The following is a 9,350-nucleotide window of genomic DNA, read 5'->3' on the forward strand; positions in this document are numbered from 1 at the left end:
TTGAAAGCAGATAAAAGTCTGCTAATCTCTTCCGTCCGGACATGACGACGGACAGCGGCACGGCACTCTGGACGAAGTCCTGCTTCTCCTTCCTCGAGGGGGCGAGCCAGCCCGAGGCGCTGGTCCAGGAGGCCCACCGCCTGGGGCTTCGCAGCCTGGCCCTCACCGACCGCGACGGGGTCTACGGCGCGGTGCGGGCCCAGCTCGAGGCCGAGCGCCTGGGGCTGAAGCTGATCCACGGCGCCCAGCTCACGGTGGCCCACCGGGAGGGGGCCGCCCCCGCGCCCGAGGGGGCCGGGGAGGGCACCACAAGGTGCAACAGGAATCCGAACCCATCGAAGATCATTGGGGAAAATCGGTGGTGGGTCGTCCTCCTGGTGCAGGACGCCCGGGGCTGGTCGCGGCTCTGCCGGCTCATCACCCACGGCCGTCTGCGCTCGGAGAAGGGGGAGAGCCTGGTCTTCCTGGACGAGCTCGCGGAGGAGACCGGGGGGCTCTTCGCCCTCTGGCCCGGGCGGCGATCCTTCCCGAAGGGGGAGGCCGAGCCGGAGGGGGGGCTGCTGCCGGCCGCGGACGAGGCGCGGCTCGAGGCCGAGGAGGCCGAGGCCCTCCTGGGGCTGCGAGCGGCCTTCGGGGAGCGCCTGCACCTGCTGCTCACCCGCCACCAGCACCCGGACGACGCCCTGCGCGAGGCGCGGCTGCGGCGCCTGGCCCGGCGCCTGGAGCTCTCCCTGGCGGCGGGCAGCGAGGTGCTCTACCACGCCCCCTCCCGGCGCCCCCTCCACGACGTCCTGGGCTGCATCCGCCACGGGGTGCGCCTCTCCGAGGCCGGGCGCCTCCTCCAGCCCAACGCCGAGCACGGCCTCTGCTCCCCCGAGGCCCAGGCGGCCCTCTTCGCCGACGACCCCGGAGCCCTGGCGGTCAGCGAGGCCATCGCCGCGGCCTGTGACTTCTCCCTGCGCTCCCTGCGCTACCGCTACCCGGAGGAGAAGCTGCCCAGCGGGCTCACCAGCAGTCAGTGGCTGCGGCAGCTCACCTTCGAGGGGGCCCGGTGGCGCTACGAGGGCCGGGTGCCCGAGCCGGTGCGGGCCCAGCTCGAGAAGGAGCTCGCGCTCATCGAGGAGCTCGACTACCCGGGCTACTTCCTGACGATGTGGGAGATCGTCGAGTTCTGCCGGGCCAAGGGGATCCTGTGCCAGGGGCGGGGCTCGGCGGCGAACTCGGCGGTCTGCTACTGCCTGGGGATCACCGCCGTGGATCCGGTGCGGATGGACCTGCTCTTCGAGCGCTTCCTCTCCCGGGAGCGCCCCGAGCCCCCGGACATCGACCTCGACATCGCCCACGAGCGGCGGGAGGAGGTCATCCAGTGGGTCTACGAGACCTACGGGCGCTCCCACGCCGCCATGGTGGCCGTGGTGATCAGCTACCGCACCCGCTCGGCCATCCGGGAGGTGGGCAAGGTGCTGGGGCTGCCCGAGGCGTCGCTCGATCGCCTGGCCAAGCTGGCCCACCGCCACGACGGCGCCTGGGGCGAGATGCTCGAGCACGCCGGCCTCGATCCCGACGCGCCGGCCGTGATCCACCTGCGCGACCGGGTCGAGGAGATCCGGGGGATGCCCCGCCACCTCTCCATCCACCCCGGGGGCTTCCTCCTCGGCCAGGCGCCGGTGCACACCCTGGTGCCGATCGAGAACGGCAGCATGGAGGAGCGCACGGTCATCCAGTGGGACAAGGACGACCTCGACGCCCTGGGCCTCTTCAAGGTCGATCTCCTCGGCCTGGGCTCCCTGGCGGTGGTCGACCGCTGCTTCGAGCTGATGCGGCGCCAGGAGGAGGTCGAGATGAGCCTGGCGACGGTCCCCGCCGAGGACCCCGAGACCTACGATCTCTGCTGCCGGGGGGACACGGTGGGCGTCTTCCAGATCGAGAGCCGGGCCCAGATGGCCATGCTGCCCCGGCTGCGGCCCCGCACCTTCTACGACCTGGTCATCGAGGTGAGCATCGTCCGCCCCGGGCCCATCGCCGGGGACATGGTCCACCCCTACCTGGCCCGCCGCTCGGGGAAGGAGCCGGTGGGCTACCCCCACGCCTGCCTCGAGCCGGTGCTGCGGCGCACCCTGGGGGTGCCCCTCTTCCAGGAGCAGGTGATGAAGCTGGCGGTGGTGGCCGCCGACTACACCCCCGGGGAGGCCGATCAGCTCCGGCGGGACATGGCGGCCTGGAAGCGGGGAGGGCGGATCGAGGGGCACCACGACCGGCTGGTGAGCCGGATGATGGCGAAGGGCATCGCCCGGGAGTTCGCCGAGCGGGTCTTCGAGCAGATCAAGGGCTTCGGCGAGTACGGCTTCCCCGAGAGCCACGCGGCGAGCTTCGCCCTGATCGGCTACGCCACGGCCTATCTGAAGTGCCACCACCCGGCGGCCTTCGTCTGCGCCCTGCTCAACGCCCAGCCCATGGGCTTCTACTCGCCGGCCACCCTGGTGGAGGACGCGCGGCGGCATGGGGTGGAGATCCGGCCGGTGGACGTGACCTGCTCGGATTGGGACTGCACGCTGGAGCGGATCGACTCCCCGGGGGCCGCGGAAGCGGACCCCGTGAGCCGTCAGCCGTCAGCCGTGAGCCGTGAAGAGGCCCGGATCTCGCCTGATAGACCGATGGGAGGAGCGGCTCTCGAGGCCCTCTCGAACGAGGTCCGGCACCCGGGGGACGCGCGCCTCGCCGTGCGCATGGGCCTGCGCTACGTGAAGGGGCTGCGGGAGGACGCGGGGCAGTGGCTGGCCCTGCGCCGGCGCCTCGCCGGGATCGCCCGGCTGGAGGAGGTGGTCCTCCCCGGTGGGCCGGACGAGGGGGGGCTCACCCGCCTGGCCGAGGCCGGGGCCTTCGAGTCCCTGGGGCTCTCCCGGCGCGAGGCGCTCTGGGAGGTTCGCCGGCTATCGCGGGAGTGCGAGCAGAGCCTGCCCCTGGAGAGCCGGGAGGCGCCCGTGCGCTTCGCCGGGCTCGGCGCCCTCGAGACCATCGCCTGGGATCACGCCTCCAGCCGGCACAGCACCCGGGGGCACCCCCTCGAGCCCCTGCGGCGGGTGCTGCGGGCCCGGGGGCTCCCGGACGCCGCCGGCCTCGCCTCCCTGCGCGACGGTCAGCGGGCCCGCTACGCCGGCCTGGTCATCACCCGCCAGCGGCCCGGCACCGCCGGGGGGGTCGTCTTCATGACCCTCGAGGACGAGAGCGGCTTCGTGAACGTGGTGGTCTGGGAGCAGGTCTACGAGCGCTTCGCCCTGCTCATCAAGACCGAGGCCTTCCTGGAGATCGAGGGGAGGATCCAGAGCCAGGAGGGGGTGGTCCACCTCATCGCCGAGGACTTCCGGATCCCGGACCTGGAGGCGCCCCCCCGGCCCGAGAGCCACGACTTCCACTAGGAGGTGCGGCTAGCAACTCCCGCCGTAGTGGTCCCTGCGGCGGACGGAGAGGCCCTCGCCCATCAGGCCGCGGACCCAGTCCACCACGATGCCCGCGCCGCCGAGGATCCACTCGGCCTCGCGCTGATCCACCACCCAGGTGAAGCCTCCCTCCTTGAGGGAGTGGTCGTCGTCTCGTGGCTCATCCAGAGCCACCCCGAAGCGGGGACCGCCTCAACCAAAGCCTTCGACGTAGAGGCGCAGGGCCGCGGGCCGCTCCTCGGCCTCGAAGAGCTTGGTCAGACCCTCCGCGGCCTCGGGGGTCAGCTCGAGGCGGTAGGCGGGCTTCTCTGCGCCGGGAGGCATTCGCATGGCGGTGAGAGCCAGCGGGGGGGCACGAGGATTCAGGTGGGCTATAGTGCCGCCGACTTTTTTCCCGAACGATGGAGGCCTCTGGGATGAGCATTGCAGGTTGGCGCTGGGAGATGACGGCGGTGGGCGAGCCCCTGAAGCGGACCGAGGTGGAGGCCTTCGAGGCCGGCCCCGGCGAGGTGGTGGTCGAGGTCGCGGGCTGCGGCATCTGCCACACCGACATCGGCTTCCTCCACGACGGGGTGCGCACCCGGCACGAGCTGCCCCTCGCCCTCGGCCACGAGGTGGCGGGCTTCGTCGTCGCGGCCTCCGAGGGTCACGAGGGCCTGGTCGGCCAGGCGGTGATCGTCCCGGCGGTGATGACCTGCGGGGAGTGCGAGGCCTGCCGGAAGGGCCACGGCAACATCTGCAGCGCCCAGAAGATGCCGGGCAACGACATGCACGGCGGCTTCGCCTCGCACATCGTCGTGCCCGCCCGGGGCCTCTGCCCGGTGCCCGTGAAGGGGACGGGGCCGGACGCCACGGTCGGGGAGCTCTCCCTGAAGCTGGCCGACCTCTCCGTCCTGGCCGACGCCATCACCACCCCCTACCAGGCCGTGACCCGCTCCGGGCTCGCCGAGGGGGACCTGGCCATCGTCATCGGCCTCGGCGGCGTGGGCGGCTACTGCGTCCAGATCGCCCGGGCCTTCGGGGCGAAGGTCATCGGCATCGAGCCGGACGCCGAGCGGCGCGAGGCCATGGCGAAGCACTGCGACGCCGGGGTCCTCGACCCCTCGGCCCTCGACCCCAAGGAGCTCAAGAAGGAGGTCAAGCGCCTGGCCAAGGAGGCCGGCGCCCGCCCCATCGAGCGGAAGATCTACGAGTGCTCCGGCACCGGCGGCGGCCAGGGCACGGCCTTCAACCTGCTGGACTACGGCGCGACCCTCTCGGTGGTCGGCTTCACCATGGCCAAGCAGGAGCTGCGCCTCTCGAACCTGATGGCCTTCGACGCGAAGGCGGTGGGCAACTGGGGCTGCGTGCCCGAGCTCTATCCGGACGCCCTGGAGCTGGTCCTCGAGGGCAAGGTCGAGGTCGAGCCCTTCGTGCAGCGCTTCGACGACACCGAGCTCAACGCGGTGCTCGACCAGGTGCACGGCCACCAGCTGAAGGTCCGCCCGGTGATCGTCCCGGTGAAGGGCTAGAGGGGAGCACGACCATGGCACTGGAGATCACGAAGAGCCACGAGGGCCGCCTCCTCACCCTGAAGCTGAACGCCCCGCCGGCGAACATCGTCGACGCGCAGATGATGGCGGCCCTCTCGGCCGCCCTCGACGAGGCCGAGCAGGATCCGCAGCTCGCCGCGGTGATCCTGACCCACGAGGGGAAGCACTTCTCCTTCGGCGCCAGCGTCGAGGAGCACCTGCCGGGCAAGTTCGAGGCGATGATCGGCTCCTTCCACGCCCTCTGCCGCAAGCTGGCGGCCTTCCCCGTGCCCCTGCTGGCCACGGTGGGCGGGCAGTGCCTGGGCGGCGGGATGGAGATCGTGCTCCTGGCCTCCCGGGTCTTCGCCGGCCCGAAGGCCAGGCTCGGGCAGCCCGAGATCCAGCTCGCGGTCTTCGCGCCGGTGGCGAGCGCGCTCCTCCCCGGGCGGATCGGCCCCCAGGCCGCCGAGGACCTGCTCCTCACCGGCCGCAGCGCGGGCGCCGAGGAGGCGCTGGCCCTGGGGCTGGTCCAGCAGATCGACGAGGATCCGCTGGCGGCCGCCGTGGCCTACGCCGAGGCCCAGCTCCTGCCCAGGAGCGCCTTCGCCCTGCGGCAGGCCGTCCAGGCCACCCGCGCCAGCTGGGTGCCCGCCTTCAACGCCCACCTCGACGCCGCCGAGGCGCGCTACCTGGGCGAGCTGATGTCGGGCGCCGACTCGGTCGAGGGCCTCACGGCCTTCGTCGAGAAGCGGGAGTCTGTCTGGAAACACCGATAGCGGGGGAGCGTCCGCTCCCCCGAGCCCCCAGCTCGGGCCGGATCGCGAACTGGACCGCTGCCGCTTCGCCGGCTATGCGCCGCCTTCGCTCGCTTCTGCCATCGGTTGACCGTGCACGATCTCGACCCCGCAGCTAGTCGACCTGGAAGTCGTAGAAGCGGTAGCGCCGGTAGACCTCCATGCCGGTGCTCTCGACCACCTTGCGCATCTTGTCGTTGCGCTCGTCGACCAGCGAGGCCTCCATCCGGCGGTAGCCCGCGTCGCGGCTGCCGTCGATGGCGCGGACGATCATCTGCGAGTGCAGGCCGCTCTTGCGGTACTCGGGCAGCACCCCGATCAGCTTGAAGCTGGAGGTGCGCACGCCGTGCAGGCCCCAGAGGAGCCTGGCCCAGCCGAAGGGGAGGGTCTTGCCCTGGGCCTTGATGATGGCCTCGTTCAGATCGGGGAAGCAGAGGGCGAAGCCCGCGGCCTTCCCGTCGACGGTGGCCAGCTGGAGCATGTGGCGGTTGGAGACGAAGAGGAAGGCCCGCCCGAGGCCGACGAACTGGGAGAGCGGCATCGGCGTGTTCTCGGGGACGTCCCGGAAGGCCTCGACGAAGCACTCGTGGGCCAGGCGCAGGTCCCGGTTGAGCTGGAGCCGGTTGGCCGGCCGCAGCACCAGGCCCGGCAGGTCGACCTCGGACGCCTTCTGGAGGAGGTAGTCGGGGATGGGCTTGGGGCGACCGTCCTCGAAGTACATCTCGATGTCGTAGGCCAGCACGTCGTGGTGCTTCTCGGCCCCGAGGGCCTCGAGGAGGGCCTGGTAGTAGGGCCGCGAGGCGCCGGCGAGCATGGGCTGGGGGCGGTCGAAGCCCTCGACCACGACCCCGACCTCCTCGACCCGGGTGAGGTTGCGGGGGCCGCGCAGGGTGGTCGCGCCCCACGAGCGGGCGTCGGCCTTCACCCGCTCGATCAGCGCCTCGGCGACCTCGGCGTCGTCGATCAGATCGAAGAAGCCGAAGAAGGCCGTGCGCTCCTCGCGGACCCGCTCGTGGCGGGGATCCCGCAGGGCGGAGATCGTCCCCACCGGCTCGCCCTCCCGGTAGGCGACGTAGCGGTGGAGGGTGGCCTCCTTGAAGAAGGGCTTCTTCGGGGAGAGGCGCGAGCGCTGGTAGAGGTCCAGCGGGGGGACCCAGGTCGGGTCGTCCCGGTAGATGCGGTAGGGGAGCGCGTGGAAGTCGCGCTCGGTTCCTTCATCCTCGACCCGCCGAACCTCGATCCCGCTCCCCATGCCCCCAAGCTCTATCATGAGGTGGTGGCTCCCGGGGGGGCTTCGCGGTACCGTGGCCCTCGGTCGAAGTTTTCCGGGGAATTCGACGGGGCGGAGGTCTGTGATGACGGGTCTGGGGACGGTAGGGATCGTGCTGCTCACGGCTGCGGGGGCGCTCTCGGCGCCACCCTCGACGGTCCTGAAGGGGCCGCTCGGCAAGCTGGAGTGGAAGGTGAAGACCACCGAGAGCGGGCTCGTCATCGACGGCACCTCGCCCAAGTGGACGGTGCACCACGAGGCGAAGGCGGACTTCACGCCGATCCTCACGAAGCGCTCGAATCCCGAGGGCCGCAAGGTGGAGATCCGCTACGACGCCAAGGGCGCGGACTTCACGGTCAACGGCGAGAAGAGCCGGATCAAGCAGAAGGGGCTGTGGGACTCGGAGTCGGTGGACATCCGCCTCGGGGCGATCACCGCCGCGGGCCAGACCGAGGTCGAGTTCCCGGCGATCGACACCGACTCGGGCAAGGTCTACACCTTCGGCGCCGAGGTGAAGGAGAAGACCTCCTGCCAGGGCGTGCCCTGCACCCACGTGGAGCTCCACCTCACCGGCTTCTACAAGCTGGTCGGGCCGAGCTGGGACTACTGGTTCGACGCCGAGGGCAAGCTGCTGCGCTTCGAGGCGAAGTGGGGCAAGTTCAAGGCCGCGCCGGCGGCGAAGAAGGAGGAGGCAGAGTGAGGCGCCTTTCGGTCCTGTTCGGTCTGGTCGTGTTCGTCGCTGCTCCGGGGCTGCTCCGCGCCGAGGAGAGCGCGGAGGAGGCGCCGGCCGAGGCGAAGGCCGAGGCGACCCAGGAAGACGCGGTCGAGCAGCCGCCACCCTGGCTCTGGACGAGCGCGGGCCTGGGGGTCTCGGGCTTCCCCTCGGGGCTGATCCTGGACCTCAAGGGCCAGTACCGGGTGCCCCTCTGGAACTCGAAGTCGATCCTCTTCGAGGAGACCTACGCGGGCGCGGGGATGCGCCTCGCCATCACCCCCGCCTTCATCGACGTGGGGCCGCGGCTCTCCTTCGCCCCCATCGCCATCTTCGACGTGGACGTGCAGGCCGGCTATCAGCTGGTCTGGCCCAGCGGCTCGGGGCTCGTGCCCTTCCCGGACCTCACGGTCTCGAAGCTCGAGACCGACCGCAACCCCCGCCACCGGGACGGCACCGCGCCGGCGCGCTCCGGCGCCTTCGGCTACCTGAGCGTGGCCCCGACCCTGAAGGTGAAGGTCGGCCCGATCATCGCCTTCGACGCCTGGGACCTCACCTGGTTCCGGGTGCGGCCGCACTCCGAGGAGACCTCGGACCTGCTCTACGAGGCCTACCGGGACATGATCATCACCCGGAACGACTTCGGCTACGAGCACCAGGCGGCGGTGGTCTACGAGATCTTCGACGGCAAGGGCGGCCCGCTCCTCTGGGTGGGCGCCACCTACCGGGACCGGAAGATGTTCGGCTCGGGGGATCGCTCGATGAACGTCGGCGCCCTGGCCATCTACAAGCCCTTCGACTCGCCGATCTGGCCGAAGCTGGTGGTGCAGGTGCTGCCCTACCTGAAGTACGCCACCGAGAGCCGGATCGGCGGGGGCCCGAACACCGCCTTCCTCCTCTCCTGGGGGCACGACTTCCAGCTGGGCTGGAAGTCCGAGGTGAAGGAGACGGTGGCGGCCCTGCGGGCGTTCTGAGTCTCGTTCCTACTCGTTGCCCCGTGGTTGAGCTTTCTTTCTGTGCCAGATGGCCGGAACAAGAAGGAGGATGAGCCAACCCGGCTCAGCCCCCGATCTCATCGTCGAGCAACCACTCCCAGCTGAGGCCTCGCGCCAATCCTTTCCTTCACCCTGGGGGGCGATGCCTAGCTCTTCTTCCTTGCGGGGCGCGATCCACACCGTGGTTCCAGGGTCCCCGGCTGAACTTGGTCCGAATACCTGAACTGGTTCCAATTGCATGGTCCGGCCCGCCTCAGGCCAAGCCCAGACAGCGCCGCTTTCTCCTGTGGGAGCGGCTTCAATCCGAAAGGCAGCTGGCAACGGGCTCGCAGGACACTCGAACTGAAACGCGATGAACCTGGTTTCGGCAGCAGGATCGCGACCAGTGATGTCAATGCAATTCAGGCGCCGATCATCCGCATCGAGAACTTGGATGCTGGTGACGGGGTCTTCCGAGATGATGTTTTCGGAGAAGTAGATGGATACTTCTGTCGCCGCCCCTGCCCAGGTGTGGGCCGTTTCCCTTGGGTAGAATTCTATTCGGGACACGCCAGGCCGCGACCCACCCACGAAGAGCCCTCGTAGATGTCCTCGCCCCAGGCCTCCACCAGCGCCGCCAGGCCGTCGAAGC

8 protein-coding genes are annotated in these 9,350 nt (G+C 70.6%); 5 read left to right on the forward strand and 3 right to left on the reverse strand.

What is annotated here, in order from left to right:
• Positions 1-41: 41 nt before the first annotated feature.
• A complete protein-coding gene (locus tag P1V51_06835) occupies positions 42-3,416 on the forward strand; it encodes an error-prone DNA polymerase (GenBank protein ID MDF1562740.1) in 3,375 nt (1,124 codons plus the stop codon).
• 9 nt (positions 3,417-3,425) lie between these two features.
• Here the strand turns inward: P1V51_06835 and P1V51_06840 are convergent, their stop codons facing one another.
• Together P1V51_06840 and P1V51_06845 are read right to left on the reverse strand one after the other, a co-directional pair.
• A complete protein-coding gene (locus P1V51_06840) occupies positions 3,426-3,611 on the reverse strand; it encodes a hypothetical protein (GenBank protein MDF1562741.1) in 186 nt (61 codons plus the stop codon).
• A gap of 18 nt (positions 3,612-3,629) precedes the next feature.
• Positions 3,630-3,767, reverse strand: coding sequence for a hypothetical protein (locus P1V51_06845; protein MDF1562742.1), 138 nt, complete (start codon positions 3,765-3,767; stop codon positions 3,630-3,632).
• Between the two features lie 86 nt (positions 3,768-3,853).
• Between P1V51_06845 and had the strand changes: the two genes are divergently transcribed.
• Together had and P1V51_06855 are read left to right on the forward strand one after the other, a co-directional pair.
• Complete coding sequence (gene had / locus P1V51_06850; GenBank protein ID MDF1562743.1) at positions 3,854-4,948, forward strand: 6-hydroxycyclohex-1-ene-1-carbonyl-CoA dehydrogenase; 1,095 nt, start codon at positions 3,854-3,856, stop codon at positions 4,946-4,948.
• A gap of 14 nt (positions 4,949-4,962) precedes the next feature.
• Positions 4,963-5,724, forward strand: a complete 762-nt coding sequence (locus tag P1V51_06855) for an enoyl-CoA hydratase-related protein (GenBank protein MDF1562744.1) — start codon at positions 4,963-4,965, stop codon at positions 5,722-5,724.
• A 133-nt stretch (positions 5,725-5,857) separates the two neighbouring features.
• On the opposite strand, the gene P1V51_06860 is transcribed toward P1V51_06855, so the two are convergent.
• A complete protein-coding gene (locus P1V51_06860; GenBank protein MDF1562745.1) occupies positions 5,858-6,994 on the reverse strand; it encodes a hypothetical protein in 1,137 nt (378 codons plus the stop codon).
• A 130-nt stretch (positions 6,995-7,124) separates the two neighbouring features.
• Between P1V51_06860 and P1V51_06865 the strand changes: the two genes are divergently transcribed.
• Positions 7,125-7,712 carry a hypothetical protein gene (locus P1V51_06865; GenBank protein ID MDF1562746.1) on the forward strand — a complete coding sequence of 196 codons (588 nt, stop codon included), beginning with the start codon at positions 7,125-7,127 and terminating at the stop codon, positions 7,710-7,712.
• Positions 7,709-8,698: a hypothetical protein gene (locus P1V51_06870; protein ID MDF1562747.1), complete on the forward strand. Its 990-nt coding sequence runs from the start codon at positions 7,709-7,711 to the stop codon at positions 8,696-8,698. Before P1V51_06865 ends, P1V51_06870 begins: the two co-directional genes overlap by 4 nt.
• The last annotated feature ends 652 nt before the right edge of the window (positions 8,699-9,350 follow it).

This window comes from Deltaproteobacteria bacterium (assembly GCA_029210625.1).
Taxonomy (GTDB): domain Bacteria; phylum Myxococcota; class Myxococcia; order SLRQ01; family SLRQ01; genus JARGFU01.

Coding starts and splice junctions, on each gene's coding strand:
- P1V51_06835 (MDF1562740.1), top strand. CDS start 42: ATGACGACGGACAGCGGCACGGCACTCTGGACGAAGTCCTGCTTCTCC.
- P1V51_06845 (MDF1562742.1), bottom strand. CDS start 3,767: ATGCGAATGCCTCCCGGCGCAGAGAAGCCCGCCTACCGCCTCGAGCTG.
- had (MDF1562743.1), top strand. CDS start 3,854: ATGAGCATTGCAGGTTGGCGCTGGGAGATGACGGCGGTGGGCGAGCCC.
- P1V51_06855 (MDF1562744.1), top strand. CDS start 4,963: ATGGCACTGGAGATCACGAAGAGCCACGAGGGCCGCCTCCTCACCCTG.
- P1V51_06860 (MDF1562745.1), bottom strand. CDS start 6,994: ATGGGGAGCGGGATCGAGGTTCGGCGGGTCGAGGATGAAGGAACCGAG.